Source organism: Bartonella sp. CL434QHHD (assembly GCF_042195145.1).
In the GTDB taxonomy this organism is placed as follows: Bacteria; Pseudomonadota; Alphaproteobacteria; order Rhizobiales; family Rhizobiaceae; genus Bartonella.
Genome location: NZ_JBHINT010000011.1, coordinates 46,684 through 70,241 on the forward strand (window position 1 = coordinate 46,684; position 23,558 = coordinate 70,241).

The window sequence follows — 23,558 nt, forward strand, 5'->3', positions numbered from 1 at the left end:
AAACTTTTTTCGCAGAGTGTCTATGAACAGTCAATCTTTAAAGAGTTCTGCCTCATGGAAGGTTATTTTAGAGCAGCGAAAAAAAAGGCGCTTACTGATCATATTATTATGTTGTTTGGTTATGACAATTGCAGCAAGTCTCATAGTGTATGCAATGCGTCATGCGGTCAGTTTTTTTAGAATGCCCTCTGAAATTACAAGAGAAGATATTTTAACGGAGCGCCCTTTGCGTTTGGGTGGCTTTGTTGAAAAGGGAACCGTTCAATATGTTGGAGAGAGAGGAGTTATTTTTTTTGTAACGGATAACAAAAAACATGAAAAAGTGGTTTTCAATGGTGCCTTACCGGATCTTTTTCGTGAAGGTCAGGGGGTGATTGTAGAAGGGCATTTCGATAAACAGGGCGTTTTTATAGGGATGCGTATTTTAGCAAAACATGATGAAACTTATATGCCTAAAGAAACAGCTGATCGTTTGAAAAAACATTACATTATGGAGAAATAATTCGATTGTGCTTGTCGAACTGGGTCATATTTTTTTAGCTGCAGCATTTTCAGTAAGCTTATTAGGGGCGTTTTTACCTGCTTTAGGTTTTTGGTGGAGAGAGCGTTTGTTAATGCAAACAGCTGTTCCTCTAACATATATCACTTTTACATTACTACTTTTATCTTTTTTAGTGATAATTTATGCTTATGTCGTATCTGATTTTTCTGTTTTGAACGTTGTTGAGAATTCTCATTCAGAAAAACCGATGCTCTATAAAATTACAGGTGTTTGGGGAAATCACGAAGGCTCTATGTTGTTATGGGTTTTAAGTCTTGCTTTTTTTAGCGCATTGATGGCTTTTTTTAGCCAACATTTGCCAGAAGATTTTAAGACGCTTGTTTTAATTTGCCAAAGTTGGATTACAACTGCTTTTCTTTTATTTATTCTTTTTGTATCCAATCCATTTTTACGCGTGAATCCACCAGCATTGCAGGGAAATGGTCTCAATCCTCTTTTACAAGATATCGCATTAGCAATTCATCCACCGCTGCTTTATTTAGGTTATGTTGGTTTTTCACTTTGTTTTTCTTTTGCCGTTGCGGCATTGATTATGGGACATGTTGATAGAATTTGGGCGCGTGGAATTCGTCCGTGGCTTTTACTTTCTTGGTGTTTTTTGACATTGGGTATTATGGTTGGCTCCTATTGGGCTTATTATGAGCTAGGATGGGGCGGCTATTGGTTTTGGGATCCTGTTGAAAATGTTTCGTTTATGCCTTGGCTTTCAGGAACGGCTCTTTTACATTCTGCTCTTGTTCTCGAAAAACGAGAAATATTGAAAAGTTGGACTTTGTTTTTAGCGCTGCTTACTTTTTCCCTTTCTCTGATGGGAACTTTTCTTGTGCGTTCTGGGCTTTTAATTTCTGTTCATAGTTTTGCTGTTGATCCAGCACGGGGGCAGGCAATGCTTGCGCTTTTCTTTTTTTTTACAGGAGCGGCTTTTTTTCTTTTTGCTTTGCGCACCCCTATTTTAAAAACAGAAAGATTTTTTCAACCAATTTCACGTGAAGGGTTTATTATTTTAAATAATTTGTTACTTACAACAATAACAGCAACAGTATTGATTGGTACGCTTTATCCTTATTTTATTGAGATATTAACTGGGCAAAAAATTTCTGTAGGGGCTGCTTTTTTTAACCTTACCTGTGGACCGCTAATGGTTTTGCTATTGTTGTTTGTTCCGTTTGGGACAATGATGGCATGGAAACGCGGTGATTTTCTTGCAGTTTTTGAACGGTTATGGTTTGTTTTTGTATTCGTTGGTATCGTCTGTTTTATAATATTCTATGCGGCATCTGTGCGTGATATTTTTGCAGTTTTAGGGATTGGGCTTTCAGCGTTTGTTTTTTTAGGCAGTTTAGCGGATCTATGGGGAAAGAGTGGATATGGCAAGAGAGCTTTTTCAGTACGCGTTAAGCGATTTCTTGGATTGCCATGGTCTACTTTTGGTGCAGCAATAGCACATATGGGATTAGGCGTTACACTATTTGGTATTGTTTGTGTGGCAAGTTTTGGGCAAGAACGTATTTTAATCATGAACATAGGGGATAGGGTGACGATAGCGGATAAAACGCTTCATTTTGATGCAGTGTATGATGGTGTTGGTTCGAATTATTCGACAATGGAGTTTTATTTTAAAATATATGAAAATAAAAACATTGTGGGTCATGTAACAGCCTCAAAGCGATTTTACTCAAGTCAAAATACATCAACAACAGAAGTTGGTCTGAAAAATCATGGCTTATCGCAGCTATATATTGTACCGGGACATATCGATAATCGGGGTCTTGTTGTGCACGTATGGTGGAAGCCTTATGTAATATGTATTTGGTTAGGGGCATTCATGATGGCTATGGGGGGATGTCTTTCTCTTCTGGGGTATTGGTTTCGCATTGGCATGTACAATAGGGTAGTGCTTGCTTTAAATTTTTGGAAAAGACATTGAGATGAAAAAAATTCTTTGGATTGTATTTTTTTTAATTGCAACGTTTCCTTTTCAATTAGCAATAGCAGTAGAGCCGGATGAGATTTTAAAGGATAAGATTCTTGAAGCGCGAGCACGCCATATTTCATCGCATTTACGTTGTCCGGTTTGTCAAAATCAATCAATTGATGATTCAGATGCTGCTTTAGCACGTGATTTACGGCTTTTAATTCGGGAAAGGCTAAAAATGGGCTATAGTAATCAGCAAGTCACTGACTTTCTTGTTGAGCGATATGGTGAATTTATTCTCTTGAAGCCACCATTGAATAAAATAACTTGGTTTTTATGGTTCTCGCCTTTGATCATTATTATCATTGGCATAAGTATCATATTTTTCCACTTCAAACGGAATAATCATGCGTTATGTGAATGAAAAAGAACAGTCAAAAATGTCATTGCATTAAAAAAGATGTTACATAAAAGAAATCAGATCATTTGCAATGAGCATACAATCTTATTGTAATTATATTAGGGAATACTGAAACCTTACAAAACTTTAATAATTTAGACAGAAAACGGTAAGGTCTGGTATTTTATAAGTGGTCGGAATTGGAATAAAGGTATGATTGAATAGGAGCATAGAGTAAATGGTTAAAAAGGCTTTCTTTAAAACATTTGTCGCAGTGAGTTTTTCTGCGATATTGGAAAGTGCACTGTTTTTTAGTGGATGTACATCAAGCTTGTGGATGACAAAGGCTCATGCAAGTTCTGTATTTACTTCGTTAATGCAACAACAGGGATTTGCCGATATTGTTGCTCAAGTGAAACCAGCCGTTGTAGCAGTACAAGTAAAGAGCAATAAAAAGAAAGAAGATAGGTTCTTTAGCAACTTTTTTAGTGGTCCAGGACTTGATCAATTACCAGATCAGCATCCTTTAAAAAGATTTTTTAAAGAGTTTTATGATTTTGATAAACCTAAAAATAAATTTCCGCACCAATCGCAGAGACTCCGTCCTGTTGCTTTTGGATCGGGTTTTTTTATTTCATCTGATGGTTACATTGTGACCAATGATCATGTGATTTCTGATGGAACAAGTTATACTGTTGTTCTTGATGATGGTACAGAATTGAATGCAAAGCTCATTGGGAAAGACCCCAAAACCGATCTTGCCGTACTAAAAGTGAATGATAAAAGAAAATTTTCCTATGTTGATTTTGGTGATGATTCAAAGCTTCGTGTTGGGGATTGGGTTGTTGCCATTGGGAATCCATTTGGTCTTGGTGGAACTGTGACAGCAGGTATTGTTTCTGCACGTGGACGTGATATTGGCACTGGTGTGTACGATGATTTTATTCAGATTGATGCTGCTGTTAATAGAGGAAACTCTGGTGGTCCAACGTTTGATCTTAATGGAAAGGTTGTTGGGGTTAATACAGCAATTTTTTCTCCTTCTGGAGGAAATGTTGGGATTGCTTTTGCTATTCCGGCTGCGACTGTAAAACAGGTTGTACAACAACTTATTGAAAAAGGTTCAGTTCAACGTGGTTGGTTAGGTGTTCAGATTCAGCCGGTAACAAAGGAGATTTCCGATTCAATAGGTTTGAAAGAAGCCAAAGGTGCTTTAGTTACTGATCCGTTAAAAGGACCGGCAGAAAAGGCTGGTATTAAAGCGGGTGATGTAATTATTTCAGTGAATAATGAAAAAATTGCTGATGCGCGTGAGCTGGCGAAACGTATTGCAAATATTAAACCAGGAGAAATGGTAACCATAGGGATTTGGAGATCAGGTAAGGAGGAGAGCATCAAGGTTAAACTCGCTTCAATGTCTGAAGATGAAAGTAAGAAAGAGACTTCAAAATATTCAAATGGACAGAGTGATTTAGATGAAACATTGGAAGATTATGGTCTGATTGTTATGCCTTCTGATGATGGTGTAGGGGTTGTCGTAACGGATGTCGATACCGATTCAGATGCTGCAGATAAAGGGATACGCCCTGGTGATGTCATTGTGACAGTAAATAATAAACCGGTTAAACGAGTCTCTGATATTATTAACACAATCAAAAATGCTCAGCAGTTAGGACGAAAGGCTATACTCTTACAAGTGCGGACAAATGATCAAAATCGTTTTGTTGCTCTTCCAATTTTCAAAAAGTAAGGCTTTAGTTTGTAGGACAAATGTTTATTAAATATTTGTCCTACAACATAATAAAATAATGGAGATACGTTTTATGAAGATACTCGTTATTGAAGATGATCATGAGACGGGGCATTATCTCGAAAAAGCTTTTTTGGAAGTAGGGCATTCCGTTGATGTTGCTTATGATGGGGATACGGGATATGCTTTAGCAACCACGGAAAATTATGACGTTATGGTTGTTGACCGAATGCTTTTACATCGTGATGGTCTTTCTATTATTGCTGAATTGCGCGCTAAAGGCAATGAAACACCGGTTCTTATCCTGTCTGCTTTAGGGCAAGTTAATGATCGTGTAACGGGGCTGCGTGCAGGGGGAGATGATTATTTGACAAAGCCTTATGCTTTTTCTGAACTTCTTGCGCGTGTTGAAGTTTTACAACGGCGGAAAAATCCTAAAGAAGCAGAAACTGTTTACTGTGTAGGTAATCTTGAGCTTGATCGGCTAGCACATACGGTAAAACGAGGTGATAGAAACATTCTATTGCAACCACGAGAGTTTCGTTTACTTGAATATTTGATGCGTTATGCCGGGCAGGTTGTTACACGCACTATGCTTTTGGAAAATGTTTGGAATTACCATTTTGATCCACAAACGAATGTCATTGATGTCCATATCTCCCGTTTGAGAGCCAAAATTGAAAAAGATTTTGATGTTCCCCTTCTCCATACAGTGCGTGGAGCTGGATATATGCTAAAAGTACCAGATAACAAAGCATGAATCGTTTGATTAATATAATGCGCACGACGGCGCTAAGGCTTTCAGCACTTTACATTTTATTGTTTGGATTGGTGGCAACAGGACTTTCTATTTATATGACGGCATTTTCTGCTTCATTGTTAACAGAGCAAACTGAACAGGCTTTACATGAAGAATTAAAGTATATTGAAAATGCTTATAATTATGGGGGATTATCCTTATTAATGCGCACTATTGATTATCGTTCAAGACAACCAGGAGCATTTCTTTATCTTGTCACGGATTCTATGGGGCGTATTTTAGCAGGAAATGTAGCACGTATTGAATTAGGTCTTTTGAATCAGAGTGGTTTTATTTCTACCTCTTTTTTATATTCCCGTTTTGGAGAACATGGCAAAACAAGTGAACATCGCGCTTTGGCGGTTATTGTTGATTTACCTAATGCTATGAAGATTCTTATAGGACGTGATTTGGATGAGCCAGAACGTTTTGCTGTTGTTATTCGCAAAGCTGTGATCATTGCACTTGCTGCAATGGTTGGAGGCGCTTTACTCATATGGTTTTTTGTTGGCAGGAGAGCTTTACAAAGGATTGATCATGTAACGGCTGCATCACAGCGCTTGATGGATGGTGACTTCAGTGGGCGTTTACCTGTCTCTGGAGTAGGGGATGAGTTTGATCGATTGTCAACCAATCTTAATGTTATGTTAGACCGCATTGAAGAGTTAAATATTGGTTTACGTCAAGTATCAGATAATATTGCTCATGACCTGAAAACGCCGTTAACGCGTCTTAGAAATCGTGCTGAAGAAGCGCTTTCAGGAAATAAGACAAAGCTTGAATATCGTCAGGTCCTTGATAGGGTTATTGCAGAATCAGATCAACTTATTTGTACGTTCAATGCAATTTTAATGATTTCACGTATTGAGGCCAGCAGTGCAATTGAGCATCTTGAAATGATGAATATGAAACTGATCCTTGAGGATGCTGTTGAGATTTACGAACCTTTTGCTGAAGAGTCAGGTGTTTTACTTCGGTTGGGGAATATATTTGATAAAGAGCTTAAGTTGAATCGTGAGCTTGTTGCACAATCAATTTTTAATCTTATAGATAATGCCATTAAATATGCCTCTAAAGGTGAAAGGAAAGCGGAGGTTTGCTTATCAATGGAATATCGTGATGAACATTTATTAGTTGTTGTGAGCGATAATGGACCAGGAATAGCAGAGGATAAACGTGAAAAAGTGACAGAACGATTTGTTCGTCTTGAAGAAAGCCGCACACAACCTGGGTTTGGGATTGGTTTAAGTATAGCAAAAGCAGTTATGAAGCTTCACGGGGGTGAATTGTTACTTGAAAATGCAAATCCAGGGCTTAGGGCTATTTTGTTATTTCCTTAAAGATATTTTTCTTCACTTTTCTCTTTTCATACGTAACAACTATTTTAAAAGTATAAAGCAATAGAAAGGAAAGCAAAATGCTTTTCAAGGGAGCGCAGACGAAACAAGCTTTTTTAAAAACACAGCTTCTCCCTTTATGCCCTCTCGATAAAAGTAGTTCCCAATGGTTAAAAGACATGGAAGAACAAGCAAGGAAAGAAGGTTTAGAATCGCTTATTTCCATCATTTCAGAGAGTGGAACGCAGATTGATTTTATCAGTTCGGTTATGACCTTATCTCCTTTTTTGCGTGAGGTTTTAATTGCCAATCCATCATATCTTAGTGCTTTATTAAATGTTGATATAGAAACAAGGCTGAGCGAAATTATAGATGATATTACGGCTATCGATAAGGATGAAACTATAAATGAAACTTCATTGATGGCTGCTTTAAGGCGCAAAAAACGAGAAGCGCATGTTCTCATTGCTTTAGCTGATTTGGGAGGTGTTTTTACTTACGAAGTTTCATGTGCTTGGTTGACACGTTTGGGCGAAGCAGCATTAAGTGTAGCACTACGTTTTCTATTAAGAGAAGCGCATGATCATGGTAAGATCAATTTATTAAGCCGTGAGAATCCAGAAAAAGACTGTGGTTTAATTATTTTAGGGATGGGAAAGTTAGGAGCAGGGGAACTTAATTATTCTTCTGATATTGATCTTATTGTTTTCATTGATGAAACATCACCTCATATTGGTAATCTTTCTGAAAGTGTTGACGTATTTTCTAAAATGGTACGCCGATTAATCCGTATCATTCAAGAACGCACTGCGGAAGGATATGTTTTTCGTCTTGATTTTCGTCTTCGTCCAGATCCAGGATCAACCCCTTTGGCCTTACCAGTAAGGACTGCATTGCGTTATTACGAAGGGCGTGGGCAAAATTGGGAACGAGCAGCCATGATTAAAGCACGTCCAGTTGCTGGTGATAAGAGGGCAGGTTTTAACTTTCTCAAAGAGCTTTTTCCCTATGTATGGCGGAAATATTTAGATTACGCTGCTATTGCTGATATTCATTCGATCAAACGTCAAATTCATGCGCATAAAAATTACGGTCAAATTGCAGCTTATGGGCATAATATAAAGTTAGGTCGTGGTGGTATTCGTGAGATTGAGTTTTTTGTTCAGACACAGCAGCTCATTGCTGGTGGACGTTTTCCTCAATTACGTGGACGTCAGACAGTTGCAATGTTAGCAGAACTTCACACGCTTGGTTGGATCAGTGAGAAAACGAGAAATAGCCTTATAAAAAGTTATGCTTTTCTTCGAAATGTGGAACATCGTATTCAAATGCTTTTCGATGAACAAACACATCTTCTTCCAAATGATACTGCTCAATTCACAAGTGTTGCCTATTTAATGGGTTATCAAGACAGTAGCAGTTTTATCCGTGATTTATTAAAAACACTTCAGGTTGTTGAAAAACATTATGCAGCACTGTTTGAGAATGAGCAAGAACTTGGTTTAGAAATTGGTAATTTAGTTTTTACCGGTGAAGAAGATGATCCGGAGACATTAATAACGTTAAGCCGTTTAGGCTTCGAAAGAGCAAGTGATATTTGTCGTATTATGCGCACGCTCCATTTTGGTCGTTATAAAGCAACGCAATCAGCCGAAGCACGCGAGAGATTAACGGAATTAACACCAGCTCTTTTGAAAGCTTTTGGTGGGACAAAACGAGCTGATGAGGCGATGTTGCGTTTTGATGGTTTTTTACAGGGCTTACCTTCAGGAATTCAGCTTTTTAGTCTTTTGCAGTCTAATCCCTCTCTTTTGGATATGCTTGTCCTTATTATGGGTGCTGCTCCACGTCTTGCAGAAATTATTACACGCAGATCCCACGTTTTTGATGGAATGTTAGACCCAAATATTCTTTCAGAATTACCAACAAAAACGTATTTAGAAAAACGGCTTGAATATTTTCTTGAAAATGTTCTTTCTTATGAGGAGATTCTTGACCATTTAAGGATTTTTGCAGATGAACAACGTTTTTTGATTGGTATTCGAATTTTGAATGGTGCAATTACAGGAGAAAGAGCGGGTTTTGCTTTTACTGCACTTGCTGATCTTATGATTACAAAAACATTTGCTACCGTTCAAGAGGAATTTTCTCGTCTTCATGGTCGTATTAAAGGGGGGCGTGTTGGCATATTGGGTATGGGGAAACTTGGAAGTCGTGAATTAACAGCAGATTCCGATGTTGACCTCGTTTTGCTTTATGAACATGATGATGATGCAGAAATATCTGATGGAGAAAAGCCTCTTTATATTTCTCAATATTATACGCGTTTAGCACAGCGCCTCGTTTCTGCTTTATCCACTCTTACAAGCCAAGGTGTTCTTTATGTCGTTGATTTAAGGTTACGGCCGTTAGGCAATAAAGGACCTATTGCTGTTTCTTTTCCATTTTTTAAAAAGTATTATCGCCAAGAAGCATGGATATGGGAATATCTTGCTTTAACAAGGGCTCGAGGCATTGCAGGAGATCCTGATTTTTTACAAAAGCTAGAAAATGAAGTGTGTGCAATTATTGCTATTTCTCGTGATAAGAAGGAAGTTGCAAAAGAAGTGTGTGAAATGCGTTCCTTGATTGCAAAAGAAAAGCCGCCAAAAAATCAATGGGATTTAAAAACGATGTCTGGTGGCATTATGGATTTGGAGTTTATTGCTCAATTTTCTCTTATTACGCATGTCATTGAGTTTCAAATTGGAGCGACGACAGCGGATATTTTAGATCACTTACCAAACAGTTTTCTTAATCAGTCATGTATTGCTGATTTACATTATGCCTATCGTCTTTATACAAATTTGAGTCAAATTATACGGCTTTGCTTAAATGATTCTCTTGATCCCAATGACATGCCACCTGGATTAAGTGACCTTTTGTTAAATAGTGTTGGGGAACCTGATTTGCTTCGTGTTGAAAAATTAATTGCAGAAACTGGGCAATTGGTCTGTTCAGTTTTTACAAAAATCATGAAACATTAAAATAATTCTATAAGAATAATAAAAATTATTAATTCCATTTTTATATTAATTTTTGTCTTTTATTTCATTACACGCTTGAGAGGGTTAGAGTGAAGTTCTCTAGTGGTTTTTCAAGTGTGATGAAAAAATTTCTCTGTTAAATGTGCTATTCTAGGTATTATTCTTTATACAAAAAGCGATGAGTGACTAGTTTAGTGAATGATATGCTTTATGAGCCTTATCTCATTCTTTTCAAAAAATTGATATTATAATTATTTATATAATTCTGGATAATAATGATCAATATGAAGCTATAAAAGCTACTATAGATTAATAGTTTTAGGAAATTATAAATAAGATTTTAATTTTTCAACTGTGTCATTTTTGCTATAGATTTTTTGAAAAAAGTGTGAAACGATTTATTATTATTTATGTATCACATTAGCTTTTAGGGGAGCAATTATGATTACAAAGTATTTAGCCTCAACATCTATATTTTCTTTAATTTCAATTTCTGTAGTACAGGCGTCGGATATCGCTATTCCTGAACAGCCTGTTCCTGTCATTGCAGCGCCTGCTTTTTCTTGGACAGGATTTTATCTTGGAGGACAGATTGGTAACTTTTCAGGTAAAACAACTGCAAGTTATTTAAAAGATGAGACAAGGATATGGAATCCAATTGGAAAGGAGAATTTACCTAAACTTTCTGGTTTTATAGGGGGAGTTTATGCAGGTTCCAATATTGATATCGATAATAGTTTTATTATAGGTATTGATACGGATATTATGTGGTCTGGTAAAAAGGATTCTAAAGATGTCGATCTACCGGAAAAAAGTCCAACTGAAGAAAAACCACAACCTACAGAAGAAAAAAGTCTAACAAGAGATTTGCATGAGAATGATTCAACAAGGCGTATTAAAGCTGTACGTCATACCTTAAAACAAAAATGGGCTGGTGCTACACGGGTGAGAGTTGGTTTTGCGATTGAGCGTATGATGCCTTATATTTCCGGAGGGGTTGCTTATACGCAGCTTCAGAATATTTTTGGGTTAGTTACTGATAGCAAAAATGGAGAAGTTGATTTTTCTGATTGGTTGCATGATGAAAAAAAGACCATGATTGGTTACACCTTTGGAGGTGGTATTGATTTTGCAATGACTGATAATGTTATTGTGCGTGCAGAATATCGTTATTCAGATTTTGGCAAAAAAAAGTTCATACAGGATAAATTTGAAATGGGCTACAAAACAAATGATTTCCGCGTGGGTGTAGCTTATAAATTTTAATTTTTTGCAGAATTAAACAATTCAAAAGTCTCATTTTCGAATGAGGCTTTTATTTTTCAGATATGCGCTGGAAAATATTCTTCACTCAAAAGAGCTACTATTTTATTCGAACAATACGTTGATTTATAAATATAATTTACTTTTTGTCATGTTGAGTGAGAGATCCAAGGATCATAAGATTTTCTCATTTTAAACCTATACCATGTTGACCAATCAAAACCGCGTCTTTTGTACGTCAAAAGGAGGGAGAGCAGTGAGATAAACAACATTAAAGAAAGAATAAAAATGCCTCTTATGAATCATCTTAAGTGCCAAAAGCTGTCGCTACATTGGGGATTGGCAAAGTCTGAGATTTGATACTAGCTTGCTTTTCCATAAACGTAAAGATGGTGATGCTAAATGGACTTATCATTACATCATTCATAGGTGCCGTCGGGAAATGAGTTTGGGTGCTGTAAAAGATGCTTTTTTAAACCAACACATAAATTGGCAACTTAATGGTGTTTTGTTTTATTTGAAAGACCTCTGATACAATCGACTTTTCTGTTTTGCGTTATCGTAAAATATTTTATTTAATAACAAAAAGATCGCAAAAAAATTCTAAAGCACATAAAACTACATCCGCAATATAACTCAATAATAATAAAAATTCATATTATAATTTTTATTATTAGATATTTTATGTGATATTATAAATAATAATTTATAATAATAAAATAATTATAAAGAGTATTATAAATTTATTTATAGGAAAAAATAGATAGCAAATTAGGAATTTATCGAGACATAAAAAACATTATTACCTATATCTGTTATCGAAATATAATCTATTATTTTTTATATTTTTTTTAAATGTACGATAATAAATATCGAGTGAAATAGTAAGGGATTATTTCAAATCTATTTACGATAAATCAATCAACATTATTTGTTTATAAATCACAAGTAGGTTGGGTTATTTAAATTATATACTTTAGTTATTATTTGGCTTTTTTAGTCATCTATTTTCAGGTATAGAAGCTGAATGAGCTTCTCTATTATTCTATAAAATATCATCATTGTAATATTATAAGGATTTTACGCATTAGATGCTTTTGGAGGAGTGTATGATGAAATTTAAAGCAGGGTTTATGTGTAGAGCTTTGTGAAGTAAATCACATGCGCAATTAGCAACTGGAACCCGTGCGACAAGAATCCGGATTATTTATAAATCAGATGGGGTAGAATTTTCGTCCTTTAGGGCGGGAAGGAAGAAAACCAATAAGCTTGTAAAAAGCTCGTTACATAAGTGGGGCAGCAGATGGAATCCTCTGAGAAAAATTGATCTATTAACAGAGAAGGTGAAACTTTGTCTTTTAAGGAGAAAAAGGGAAATAAGAATTATGATTTCCAAAGGGATATGAAATAAAAATATTTTCGTTTTTGGTTGTTTTGGCAACTATGAAGGTGTTTAAAGATTAATTGTTTCAGTACATGCAATCTCGTTTTTGGGGTTGATAATGCTATAACGTTGTAATTGGCAATGCCATTGATTTTGTAAGCGTTCAATGGAAAATAAATTAAAGCCTGCGGGTGGTTTTTTATCACCAAAAGCTTGTGATGCGGAAGGAACACCAACAATAGGAATTTTTTTAATTGGTCCTTCAATGTAATTCAATGTGGGTAAATGAGTATGTCCGTGAAGAATAAGTTCACAACCGTGATATTTGATAACGTTTAGAAAACGTTTTATATCCCGTAGTTTTTTATGCCAAGACGTTGCATTGGGAAAAGGGGGATGGTGAATCATGACGACACGAAAAAGGTTGCGCTGTGCTGCTTCTTTTAAAAAGAGCGGTAAAGTTTGCGCTTGCATTTTACCAAAATAACCAGAAGCTTGAAAAGGCAGTGTCGCAATGGCTGAAGAAGCTGCTATGATGGCAACATCTTTGCGAATGCGCATATAAGGAAAGACGCTTTTTTGAGGGATGTCACCTGTAATCCAAGGTTTAAAGAGAGTGCATGCTTTTTGGAAAGCGCCGCGGACATAGGCATCGTGATTTCCAAATGTCAAAGAAATATCTTGAGGTTGTCCTAAGTTAAGTAGCCAACGACGTGCTTGTTCAAATTCCTTATCGAGAGCAAGATTTACAAGATCACCAGAGATCACAAGGTGATCAGGTTTTGTTTTGTTCAAGGCATCTATTAAAGTTTCTAGGACGTCTGTTGCCATCTGATTCTTACGTTTTTTTTGCCAATTCAGATAACCGGTAAGACGTTTCCCAGAAAGTTCGAAGAGGGAAGGTTGCGGGAGAGGTGAAAGATGTACATCCGATATATGGGCAAGATAAAACATAAAAGCTCGTAGAGTATTAAAAACGATTTAAAGAATAAACATAAGATAAGTTAGTGCTTAAAGGCAAGAAAGATTGTAAAATAAAAATTAGCTTGCAAAAAAGAACGCCTCAAGCGGAATGTTCCAAATAGAATATCCCCAATAGAATATCATTGTGTTGTACATTCACATATTTGTAAAAAAAACATTTCTCAATGCGTTTGAGCTAATTTCACGACCGGTATTCGATGCTATAATAGAAAGCTTCTGTGAAGTATATAGGGCTTACTGTACACTACCATCTCTACGCTTATACAAGGTGCAAATAAAAACCATCATACTATTTTCCCCCAATTTTGTGAAAATCCTTGCTTTAAGAGGATTCATAAGAGGTATTTCATTCTTTTCTTCGATGGTTTCTATCCATACAGCATCTCTTCTAATAATACGCAAGAGAATGTTTTTTATTTTTTTAATATGAGGATATTTGAAATAAGGAGAATTATACTGTATTTTTAGTTATAAATCAATACGTTATCTAATTATAAAAGACAAGTAAATACGTAAAAAGATAAGCTGAATTTTAAAACTATTATACGAAATCTCAAACCTTTTCACGTCCTTCATAATACCACATGCTGCTCAACAGTAAAAGGCAAGCAAGCAATGCAAAAAAACCAGAAAATATCGAAAAATAAAAGGTATTGATTAAACGGGTTTCTGTTGCTTCTTTCAGAACAATTGAATGTGCTGGGGAAGAGGACGGACTTGTTTTTGATTGAATCAGCTTGAATGGAGGAAGATGAATGTTTTCTTTTCCCTCAGGGTGTAAACGTCCGATGTAGCCGCCTGTGTGCTTAATAATGGGGGCTAGTTTTTCTTGTGTTGAAGTCAAGTCAAACAACTCAAGATTATCGAGCATCCCTACAGAAGAAAGTATTGTTAAATCGCCATTTTTAATGGTAAAAATTCCTGTCTCATCAGTGGTCACAGTTGCAGTAAAAAGGCCTTCTTGATCTTTGGTCAGAGTAATATTTTCTTTTTTTCCAGAGGGAAAGATTATTTCAGCGGGTTCTGGATGGTCTTTTAGAGTTTGGCGGCGAATTGTTAAATGATGATGGCTGCTGGTCGCACTTAATTTTTCTTCTTCAAGTTCTGGTTCTTTCATGAGCCAATGAGCAATTCGTCGATAAAGAGCAGCATAAGGACCGCCGCCTTCGAAACCTCGAGCCCAAAGCCAACTTTCATCAGAAAGCAACATGCCTACACGTCCTTTATCAACATGAGAGAGAAGTAAAAGTGGTTGCTCATCGGCTCCTTTCATGAGGGCGATTCCGTTATTTATGTTTTGAATAGCAATTTGTCTCAACCATTGCCCCCATTGGGAAGCTGGAAGGTTAAGTGTTGCAAGACCTCTTGTGACAGGATGGCGCTCACCTTCTTTGGTTAATGTGGGGCGAAAAGGTTTTTCAATAATAGTTCCATTAGGTAATGCCGGTAAAATGCTTATTAAAGGTGTTTTCGCAAGTGAGTTTTTTTGGGCAAATTCAGGTCCTGTTACCATCAACAATGCACCCCCCTTTTGTACATATTGGGCGATATAATCGTAATAGATTAAGGGGAGAACAGTAGAGTGCTGGTAGCCATCAAGGATGATGAGATCAAAGTTATTAATTTCTTCAACAAAGAGTTTTCTTGTGGGAAAGACCACTAAGGATAATTGGCTTGAGGGCGTATTATCTGCTTTGGTGGGAGGACGCAAAATAGTAAAGTGAACAAGATCAATATTGGAGTCACCTTTCAAAAGGTCTCGCCATGTCCGTTCTCCATTATAAGGAGCACCTGAAATAAGAAGAACGCGTAAATTTTCTCTGATTCCTTCAATAATTGTTATGGCGCGGTTGTTTTCAAAGCTTAGTTCACCTTTGTGTGGATCGGTTATAACTTGGATAATATTTTTTTCAGCATGAGGAAGGGTAATTTCAGTTTGAAAAATCACGCCAGGAGTCACAGAATAATGGCCAATGTCTTGTCCATTGATGCTTAGTGTAATATTTGCTTTCTGTGGTATTGTTTTTTTGGTGGGGCCTTTATCTTCTACCAAAATGGAGAGCGTTTGTGGTTTGTTGACAAGGGCAAATCGTGGAGGAGAGATAAACTTAATTTGGCGATCAAATTCATCTGAGTGCCCTGTAATCAGAGCATTGAGAGGGGCTTCATGATGAAGGTCTGATAGGTCAGGAATGTCATGCACTTGTCCATCGGTGATAAAAATGGTTCCTGCATAACGAGAGAGCGGTACATCAGATACTGCTTGTGTTAAAGCCTCAAACAAATTCGTTGAGGGCGCATACTGATTATCAGCAAGTTTTCCAGCTTCAATAAAGCGTGGTTCAAATTGTGGATAATGCGCCAATGCTTGAGTTAATTGCGCGCGCGCTTCATCACTGTCGTTTGTACGTGTTCCAAATGTTTGGCTTTTGCTGCGGTCAATAACAATTCCCACTGTGCTTTTCAGTGGTTCGCGCTGTTCTTTTATGATCATTGGATTGAGCAAAGCAAGGATGAGGGCGCTTAATGCCATCAGACGAAATAAAGAACCTTGCCGTTGCGTAACAAGACCAACAACGACAAAAAGAATCGATATTCCATTTAAGAACAGAATCCAAATGAGTGGTAAAAAAGGCTGAAAAGTGAAAAATGATATCATTGCCTTCTTTCTCTTTTAAAGCGTTCCAAGAGTGCTGGAACATGAACTTGATCCGCTTTATAGTTTCCTGTAAGAACATAAAGGACAATATTTAAACCTGCACGAAATGCCCATAGACGTTGCATGGGATCATTGGGAACAAGGGGATATTTCCATGTCCCTTTTTCATCGAGTGCCCAAGCACCGGCAAAGTTATTGGCAGTAATGAGAAGAGAACTTACATTATCGCCGCTGGCAAGAGAATTTTTATTTTTTTTGTTTGTTGAGGAGGATTCAATCCATAAAGGTGAACCACGGTAGAGACCTGGAAAATCTGGCATAATATAAAAAGAACGTGCAACAACATGATCTGTTGATGCTGGCTCAATGGATGGAATATTTAACTCTTTTAAGATATCTCGTAATCTTTGCGTTTCTGGAGTGGCATCTCCTTCAAGATTAAGATTGCTCTTTATCTGATCGCGCGTGTCAAATAAAATTGTTCCCCCATGTTTCATAAAGTTATTTATTTTTTCAAGGCTTTTGGGGGTTGGTATAGGACTTTTAACATCAATTGGCCAGTAAATAAGAGGATAAAAAGAGAGTTCATCTTTATCGAGATCAAGTGCTGTAACAGAGCCGAGGGTAAGCATTGTGCGCTCTGCGATAAATTGACTTAACGCTTCTAGACCACTTTTACTCGTTGTATCAATTTCATGATTATTGGTTATAACATAGGCAAGATGTGTTGCGCCGGCAGCTTGTACACTATCATGATGGTTTTCTTTCGTTTGTGCATGAAGAGTTGGATCATATGAAAACAAGGCAATAAGACTTATAAAGGGGAGGAGAAACATATTACGCCGTTTCATGAAAGAAAAAATATCTCCCATCCATAAAATGAGAAAATTGTCAAAGGCGAATAATAAGATGGCTAATCCTAAAAGTGGACCAATAAGATTTTTTTCTTTTGTATCGTAAGATAAAGGGCTTTTATTAAGAGAAGTTGGCAATGATGATTGTTTCATCAAGTGCGACGAATGAGTTAAGAGATTGAGTGCATAAAAATTGTTTTTGACACCATAAAGTCCTGGGGGAGTATGGTAGGAAGGATGGGGTGGATTTTGAGAGTCAAAGATCAAAGGAACAACATCAGAGGGTGGTACTTGTAATTGTCCGTCAACGGCTATAGTTCGCCAAGGGCTTTGTACCACGGTTCTTTTTTCTCTGTGTGTTAGGTTTGTATTTTCGTTAGAACCTAATGTGATTAATTTTTGCAGCATTTGTGCAAAAAAGCCAGAAAGAGGAAGATTAGACCATGTTGGGTCAGGAGCAACATGAATGAGAATGAGGGTTCCTTTACCACGTTTTGCTGCGGTAATAAGAGGAGTTCCGTCCGAAAGGCTAAGCCACGTTTTTTCAAAAAGATCTGGGGTTGGTTCTGCGAGGATTTGGCGCGAGACAGTAACATCTTTTGGAAAAGGAAGATCAAAGAAAAAGCTATTTTTTGCAAAAGGGGCAAGCTTTTGTGGTTTTGTCCAAGACATAATACTTCCAAGGGAACGTTGACCTGGGCGTAGTGGTATCGGAAGAAGGTTATCGTAATGTTCTGCGCCACTGAGTTTTTCTCCTGCAAAGCGGATGAGTGTTCCCCCTTTATTCACAAAATCAGAAAGTTTTTTTTCTGCTTTTGGGGGTATGTTAACAATGTCACCCATAATCAAAACAGATGGATTTTGTTTAAGCAAATGATCAATATCCGTTGAAAGTTCTCTTCCACCGGCTGTTATAAGCTGTGTATGACCTTGTAAGGCTTTGATAATGTAATAAAATGGAGCAAGTAAAGGCTGTGCCATTTCATTGGTATCTGGTGAGAGAAGAGCAACACGGCTTATCCTGTTATGGCTGTCTACCAAGAAGGTTGCAGCAGCATGGTTTTGATTGTTTATTTTTATCCAAGCGATATCATTGCGTAGTTCAAGTGGTACATTAAAAGGAACAAGTGCTGTTGTTTCTCCTTCAGAGAAATTGTTCGTAAATTGACCGAGAAGTTGATTATTTGAATCGTAGAGGCTGAGTATAGCGGGAGTGTTGTTGTGTGTTGTTGAGCGGATAATACGCGCGCCCATGTTTCCATTGTTATTTTCTATGGATGTTATGCCGGTTAAATCGGAAATATCAGTCAAATACCACAAGAAGTTTCTAGGTTTTAATTCTTCAAGATGAGCAAAAGCTTGCTCATCTTCATTTGTTCGTAATCCATCACTCAAATAAGCAATATCAAGAGGTTTTCCTTTGGTTATTTCGCTGAGTTTTTTGAAGGCATGCACACGGTTGACAGGCCAAGGACGCGGTTGCAAATGCATTAAATGCTGTTTTATAATCTTGGCTGGTTGGGGCTCTATATTGGAGATATCATTTTCAGCCGTTGCAACAAGATAAATATTTTTTTGCTGTTTTTCTGCCTGTGCAAGAAGCATTTCAGTGATAGAGATGCGCTTTTTCCATTCTTTTACAGAAGCCCAACCATTATCAATAATGAGTGCAAGGGGTTGAGACCCAGAAAAGCTGATTGGTTTTTGATTCCAAGTGGGGCGTGCTAGAGCTATGATAACGAGTGCCGCTATGGTTAAACGCAACAAGAGCAACCACCAAGGTGTATGTTTTGCTGTTTCTTGTTGATGAGTTGGTTTGGGTAAGAAGCGAAAAGGGGGAAAAAGCTCTTTGCGCGGAGATGGAGGAGTTATCCGTAACAGCCACCAAATGACCGGTAGGAACAAAAGCCCTAGTAACAGAAAGGGAGCAGCAAAACTCAAAGTGCCCTCCTTTTTTGCAATGGAGAGTCGCTCATTGTATTTGCAAGATGAAAAATGGTCTCTGTTAAAGGTTGATCCGTTGTACTAACGTGATAAGACCATCCTTGGCGTGCGCAAAAATTTACCAATTCTTGTCGCCTTGCGTGATATAGTTTACAATAGCTCTTACGAAGATCTTCTGCTTTAGTGGAAACATGTTTCTCTTTCGTTTCAGGATCCAAAAATTCTGTGTGACCTGTGTAGGGAAAGCTTTCTTCTGCGGGATCAGAAATTTCAATTAAATGAGCTGTCACCTGTTTTGTAGTTAAAACGGTTAAATGTTGGATGATTTTTTCAGGATAGTCGAGAAAATCACTCATTATAACGACATGTGAAAAGCGTGTAATCGTTGAAAAATCCGGAAATGAATTTTCATCTGAATGATTTTCTAAAGCAAAGGCTATTCGTTCTACGACATTGGATGTCATTGTGGGAGACATTAAGTTGGGAATAGCAATATGTTCGCCACTGCGTGCAAGAAGGGATGCCAAGGTAAGGGTAAGAATAATGGCATGATTACCTTTAGAGATTTTAGAAAAGCGCGAACAGTAATGCATTGATGCGCTCTGATCAGGACAAAGCCAAACGGTTTGTGTCATTTGCCATTCGTTTTCGCGCAGATACGTATTTTCATCACGCGCTGAGCGACGCCAATCAATGCGGGTAATGGATTCTCCTTCCATATAGGGACGAAATTGCCAAAAGTTTTCCCCATTACCGCTTTTACGTTGTCTGTGCCATCCGGTTATCAGTGTATTAGCGATATGACGCGCTTGCAAAAGGAAATATGGCATTTTGCCAGTATCCTTATGCAGTTCATTTGCCAGCGACAATGGAGGCTTTTGTAAAACTTTTTTGCCAAGTGCCATTCAAAGAGCATCTTTCACAAGGTTATTGATAATATCTTTTACGGTTATATCTTCAGCACGGGCAGAAAAATTAAGAGCCATGCGGTGTTGTAATACGGGATAGGCTAATGCTTCAACATCATCAAGTGAAGGGGCTAAGCGTCCATAATAAAGAGCACGGGCGCGAACACAAAGTGAAAGGGCTTGTGATGCCCGTGGACCAGGTCCCCAAGAAACATAAGTATTAGCAAGGCTATTGTCTTTATGAGGGCGAGATGAGCGGACAATTTTTAAAATAGCTTCAATCACATTTTCTGAAAGAGGCATTTTGCGAACGATATTTTGAATTTTTTGCAATTTTTTGCCGGATAAAATTGGTTTTGCATTTGTTTTTTTTTCTTTTGTTGTTTCTAAAATAATCCGTCGCTCTGTTGTGAGGTCAGGATAGTCAATATCGATTTGCATCAAAAAGCGATCCAGTTGTGCTTCAGGAAGTGGGTATGTCCCTTCTTGTTCGAGAGGGTTTTGCGTTGCAAGAACATGAAAAGGTTGTGGCAAATCATAACGGGTACCTGCAACAGTGACATGATATTCTTGCATAGCTTGTAAAAGGGCTGACTGTGTCCGTGGGGAAGCACGATTGATTTCATCGGCCATGAGAAGTTGCGTAAAAATAGGACCTTGAATGTATCGAAAAGAACGTTTACCGTCTTTATCGGAATCCATAATTTCAGAACCAATAATATCCGATGGCATTAAGTCAGGAGTGAATTGGATGCGTTTTTCATCAAGTCCTAAGACTGTTCCCAATGTTTCAACAAGACGTGTTTTTGCAAGTCCTGGAGCACCGACAAGAAGGGCGTGACCACCAGCAAAAATAGCGATTAAAGCATATTCGATTACCTGATTTTGCCCAAAAATAACTTTGTCAATTTCTTGTTGTAAAATATCCAATTCTTTGTGTGTCGTATCAATATCATCAATAATGACTTGAGCCTCATGATTGATATTGACCTTTTTTATAAAATTGGATGATGGATCATGTTGACTCATATTTCTTCCTTAAGGCGTTTGTCGCAAAAATGGTAATTTTCTCTGCATGATAATGGATATCTTATTGTTTGTAACAGAAAATGAGAAGAAATGAAGTATCATATGCCGTTTTTTTTCATATTCGTATAGAAGAGAAAAGTTTCTTTGGAAGAATAGACGTGCTTTATAAGGGATGTCTTAAAAATTTTGTTTTATGAAGAGAGTTCTTTAAAGCAGTGAAGACAACTTTTTTGAAAGGTTAAAGGGTGAATATAAGACAGAACTTCAAACAGGTTGCGTGGTTACAACAAAGTGATATTCAAACACTTCTTCGTGTTTTGTCTGAGGAGGGGGAAGAGGCGCGTATTGTAGGGGGAGCAGTGCGCAATCAACTGCTAGGGCAGCCTATTAGTGATATTGATATTGCAACAACCTGTTTGCCGCAACAGGTTATTGCACGTGTAGAAGAAGCAGGATTTAAAGCTATTCCTACAGGGATTGCTTTTGGTACAATAACAGTAATTGCTCATTCATGTTCTTATGAGGTTACAACGCTTCGCTGCGATATTGAAACAGATGGTCGTCATGCAAAAGTGGCATTTGGTCGTGATTGGAAAAAAGATGCTGAACGGCGGGATTTTACGATAAATGCACTTTATTGTGATGCTGCTGGAAACCTTTATGATGATGTGGGAGGTTTGAGTGATATTGCTAGCCGAACAGTTCGTTTTATTGGGGTTGCAGAAGATCGTATTTGCGAAGATTATTTGCGTATTTTACGGTTTTTTCGCTTTTTTGCGTGGTATGGAGCAGGGCGACCTGATGTGCAAGGATTGAAGGCATGTGTTCGTTTAAAACACGGTTTAAAAAAACTTTCTTCTGAACGTATTTGGGCAGAAATGAAAAAGCTTCTTGCGGCGTTTGATCCAACGCGTGCTCTTTTATGGATGCGACAAAGCAGAGTTTTGGCACTCATTTTTCCTGAAACAGAACGATGGGGCATTGATGCAATTCACGCATTGGTGAAGACAGAACAGACTCTTGGTTGGAAAGTTGATCCATTATTACGGCTAGAAAGCCTTCTTCCTCCTGACCCCATACGTCTTCATGAAATGGCACAGCGCTTGCATTTTTCCCATAAAGAAAGAACGCGATTAAAAGAATGGGCAGAGTTAGAAATAATAAACCAAAACTGTTCTGATCATTTTGTGCAAAAACTGATTTATTTTCATGGACGACAGCCAGTTTTAGATCAATTATCGTTGTCTGTCGCTGCATCACATCTTGATCATCTGGAAAAAAGTGATGCTTTGCAAAAAGCAGAGGGTTATGTCAAGCTTCATCAACTTGCCAAAAAATGGCAGATTCCAACTTTTCCTATTAATGGTAACGATTTAATAAAGAAAGGTTTTACGAAAGGTGTACTTTTAGGAAAAAAGCTTAAAGAGCTAGAAATGATATGGGTTGAAAGCGGATTTTTAATGGATCGTCATGCACTATTAGAAAAAATTGATTTATAATATATCTGTTTACAAACCCACTGTTGTTTATATTTTTTAAGTCAACATATTAATTTATAATAGTAATTTTTCATGTGAAACAAGAGCTCCAAATATTGTAAGGTTATTTCAAACCTGTTCATATTAATCAATCAAAATTATTGCCTTAGATGTCACAAGTGAGGAAAAATGATTACAGAGAGGAAAAATGTCTCTTATGAACCATCTCAAAGATAAGGATTCTCGAAAATGAGAACGAATAAAGAGAATAGTGATAGCTGTTTGTACTTTGTATGAGCATGAAGAGGGGGATGTCTAATGGATTTTTACTAGGAGGAGTATTTAATCATTTATAGGTGGTGATATGAAATGGATATGATGGGCACTAAGAAATGTTTATTTTATCAGCACTTAATTGTTGGAAAATGATAGGCATTATACGCTCTAACTGTTTTTTATATATTGTATATTGTTTTTCGTAATAATTTATGTTTTTTTACAGGAATTCTGTAAGTTATTCCAAAAGTATTATTGAAACGTATGCGCTTTTAATTACTTATTATACGCTATAAAAAATATTTTTTAATTATTTAAAACCATATTTTATGTATTTTTATCGTTCTATTAAAAATTTTAGTGGAATTGCTGTGTTTTATAGATTACAGGTTCTTTCATGATAACCAATTTGGCGTAATGCTTCTCCTGTTGTTATGGCTACGCTCATGGCGAGATTTAGAGAGCGTGCCTGTGGTTGCATGGGAATTTTCAATGTGTAATCGGCCGCTTCATGAACATAATCGGGAACGCCAGCTGTTTCACGACCAAAAAGTAAAACATCATTTCTTTGATAGCATATCTGCGTATAGCATGTTTTTGCTTTTGTACTTAAAAGCAACAGGCGGCGGTTTAAGTGTTTCATGGAGCTTATAAAATGTTGCCAATCAATGTGTCGTTCTAAGGAAGCATATTCGAGATAATCCAATCCTGCGCGTTTGAGATTACGATCCGACAGATTAAAGCCTGCAGGTTCAATAATGTGCACATGTAAACCAAAGCAAGCGCTAAGACGTAAAATCGTTCCAGTATTACCAGCAATATCAGGTTGGAAAAGAGCTATATGAAGTGTCATGTTCTCTGTAATATGATTTTTCTTTCGACTTTGTAAAGAAGCACCACAATTTATTCGAAAAATATGCTTTGAGAAATACATGTTTTTACGGTTAATTTTTATTCCCTTTAAATTTCAGGGAAAAAGTTATGTATACA

15 protein-coding genes are annotated in these 23,558 nt (G+C 37.2%); 9 read left to right on the plus strand and 6 right to left on the minus strand.

Annotation, left to right across the window (positions count from 1 at the left end; all coding sequences use genetic code 11):
• The first annotated feature begins 22 nt into the window (after nt 1-22).
• From ccmE to ACFILN_RS01605, 8 genes are all read left to right on the plus strand, one after another.
• Complete coding sequence (ccmE, locus tag ACFILN_RS01570; RefSeq protein ID WP_375670711.1) at nt 23-502, plus strand: cytochrome c maturation protein CcmE; 480 nt, start codon at nt 23-25, stop codon at nt 500-502.
• 7 nt (nt 503-509) lie between these two features.
• Nucleotides 510-2,489, plus strand: coding sequence for a heme lyase CcmF/NrfE family subunit (locus ACFILN_RS01575; RefSeq protein ID WP_375670713.1), 1,980 nt, complete (start codon nt 510-512; stop codon nt 2,487-2,489).
• A 1-nt stretch (nt 2,490) separates the two neighbouring features.
• A complete protein-coding gene (locus ACFILN_RS01580; RefSeq protein ID WP_375654403.1) occupies nt 2,491-2,901 on the plus strand; it encodes a cytochrome c-type biogenesis protein CcmH in 411 nt (136 codons plus the stop codon).
• A gap of 214 nt (nt 2,902-3,115) precedes the next feature.
• Nucleotides 3,116-4,627, plus strand: a complete 1,512-nt coding sequence (locus ACFILN_RS01585) for a Do family serine endopeptidase (protein WP_273791551.1) — start codon at nt 3,116-3,118, stop codon at nt 4,625-4,627.
• A gap of 73 nt (nt 4,628-4,700) precedes the next feature.
• Nucleotides 4,701-5,387 carry a response regulator transcription factor gene (locus tag ACFILN_RS01590; protein ID WP_273791552.1) on the plus strand — a complete coding sequence of 229 codons (687 nt, stop codon included), beginning with the start codon at nt 4,701-4,703 and terminating at the stop codon, nt 5,385-5,387.
• A complete protein-coding gene (locus tag ACFILN_RS01595) occupies nt 5,384-6,766 on the plus strand; it encodes an ATP-binding protein (RefSeq protein WP_375637409.1) in 1,383 nt (460 codons plus the stop codon). The genes ACFILN_RS01590 and ACFILN_RS01595 overlap by 4 nt, the downstream gene beginning before the upstream one ends.
• Nucleotides 6,767-6,843: 77 nt before the next feature.
• Nucleotides 6,844-9,789: a bifunctional [glutamine synthetase] adenylyltransferase/[glutamine synthetase]-adenylyl-L-tyrosine phosphorylase gene (locus ACFILN_RS01600; protein ID WP_375666867.1), complete on the plus strand. Its 2,946-nt coding sequence runs from the start codon at nt 6,844-6,846 to the stop codon at nt 9,787-9,789.
• A gap of 441 nt (nt 9,790-10,230) precedes the next feature.
• Nucleotides 10,231-11,055 carry an outer membrane protein gene (locus ACFILN_RS01605; RefSeq protein WP_375654400.1) on the plus strand — a complete coding sequence of 275 codons (825 nt, stop codon included), beginning with the start codon at nt 10,231-10,233 and terminating at the stop codon, nt 11,053-11,055.
• A gap of 1,450 nt (nt 11,056-12,505) precedes the next feature.
• On the opposite strand, the gene ACFILN_RS01610 is transcribed toward ACFILN_RS01605, so the two are convergent.
• The 5 genes from ACFILN_RS01610 to ACFILN_RS01630 form a co-directional block, all read right to left on the minus strand.
• Nucleotides 12,506-13,390, minus strand: a complete 885-nt coding sequence (locus ACFILN_RS01610) for a metallophosphoesterase family protein (RefSeq protein WP_375670715.1) — start codon at nt 13,388-13,390, stop codon at nt 12,506-12,508.
• Nucleotides 13,391-13,973: 583 nt separating this feature from the next.
• Nucleotides 13,974-16,079, minus strand: coding sequence for a glutamine amidotransferase (locus ACFILN_RS01615; RefSeq protein WP_375670717.1), 2,106 nt, complete (start codon nt 16,077-16,079; stop codon nt 13,974-13,976).
• Nucleotides 16,076-18,874 (minus strand): DUF4159 domain-containing protein, encoded by a 2,799-nt coding sequence (locus tag ACFILN_RS01620; RefSeq protein ID WP_375670719.1) that lies wholly within the window; start codon nt 18,872-18,874, stop codon nt 16,076-16,078. The genes ACFILN_RS01615 and ACFILN_RS01620 overlap by 4 nt, the downstream gene beginning before the upstream one ends.
• A complete protein-coding gene (locus ACFILN_RS01625) occupies nt 18,871-19,782 on the minus strand; it encodes a DUF58 domain-containing protein (protein WP_273791245.1) in 912 nt (303 codons plus the stop codon). Before ACFILN_RS01625 ends, ACFILN_RS01620 begins: the two co-directional genes overlap by 4 nt.
• Nucleotides 19,783-20,814, minus strand: a complete 1,032-nt coding sequence (locus ACFILN_RS01630; protein ID WP_375630849.1) for an AAA family ATPase — start codon at nt 20,812-20,814, stop codon at nt 19,783-19,785. It lies immediately after the preceding gene.
• A gap of 245 nt (nt 20,815-21,059) precedes the next feature.
• Here ACFILN_RS01630 and ACFILN_RS01635 point away from each other — a divergent pair, with 245 nt between their 5' ends.
• Entirely contained in the window at nt 21,060-22,313 is a 1,254-nt protein-coding gene (locus ACFILN_RS01635; RefSeq protein WP_375663383.1) for a CCA tRNA nucleotidyltransferase, read from the plus strand.
• A 631-nt stretch (nt 22,314-22,944) separates the two neighbouring features.
• Here ACFILN_RS01635 and ACFILN_RS01640 read toward each other — a convergent pair.
• Nucleotides 22,945-23,421 carry a tRNA (cytidine(34)-2'-O)-methyltransferase gene (locus ACFILN_RS01640; RefSeq protein ID WP_273791242.1) on the minus strand — a complete coding sequence of 159 codons (477 nt, stop codon included), beginning with the start codon at nt 23,419-23,421 and terminating at the stop codon, nt 22,945-22,947.
• Between the last annotated feature and the right edge of the window lie 137 nt (nt 23,422-23,558).

Bases quoted from the DNA above. Each gene is read 5' to 3' on its own strand.
- ACFILN_RS01585 (WP_273791551.1), top strand. From the start codon at position 3,116: ATGGTTAAAAAGGCTTTCTTTAAAACATTTGTCGCAGTGAGTTTTTCT.
- ACFILN_RS01580 (WP_375654403.1), top strand. From the start codon at position 2,491: ATGAAAAAAATTCTTTGGATTGTATTTTTTTTAATTGCAACGTTTCCT.
- ACFILN_RS01605 (WP_375654400.1), top strand. From the start codon at position 10,231: ATGATTACAAAGTATTTAGCCTCAACATCTATATTTTCTTTAATTTCA.
- ACFILN_RS01630 (WP_375630849.1), bottom strand. From the start codon at position 20,814: ATGAGTCAACATGATCCATCATCCAATTTTATAAAAAAGGTCAATATC.
- ACFILN_RS01615 (WP_375670717.1), bottom strand. From the start codon at position 16,079: ATGATATCATTTTTCACTTTTCAGCCTTTTTTACCACTCATTTGGATT.
- ccmE (WP_375670711.1), top strand. From the start codon at position 23: ATGAACAGTCAATCTTTAAAGAGTTCTGCCTCATGGAAGGTTATTTTA.
- ACFILN_RS01625 (WP_273791245.1), bottom strand. From the start codon at position 19,782: ATGGCACTTGGCAAAAAAGTTTTACAAAAGCCTCCATTGTCGCTGGCA.
- ACFILN_RS01590 (WP_273791552.1), top strand. From the start codon at position 4,701: ATGAAGATACTCGTTATTGAAGATGATCATGAGACGGGGCATTATCTC.
- ACFILN_RS01600 (WP_375666867.1), top strand. From the start codon at position 6,844: ATGCTTTTCAAGGGAGCGCAGACGAAACAAGCTTTTTTAAAAACACAG.
- ACFILN_RS01595 (WP_375637409.1), top strand. From the start codon at position 5,384: ATGAATCGTTTGATTAATATAATGCGCACGACGGCGCTAAGGCTTTCA.
- ACFILN_RS01640 (WP_273791242.1), bottom strand. From the start codon at position 23,421: ATGACACTTCATATAGCTCTTTTCCAACCTGATATTGCTGGTAATACT.
- ACFILN_RS01610 (WP_375670715.1), bottom strand. From the start codon at position 13,390: ATGTTTTATCTTGCCCATATATCGGATGTACATCTTTCACCTCTCCCG.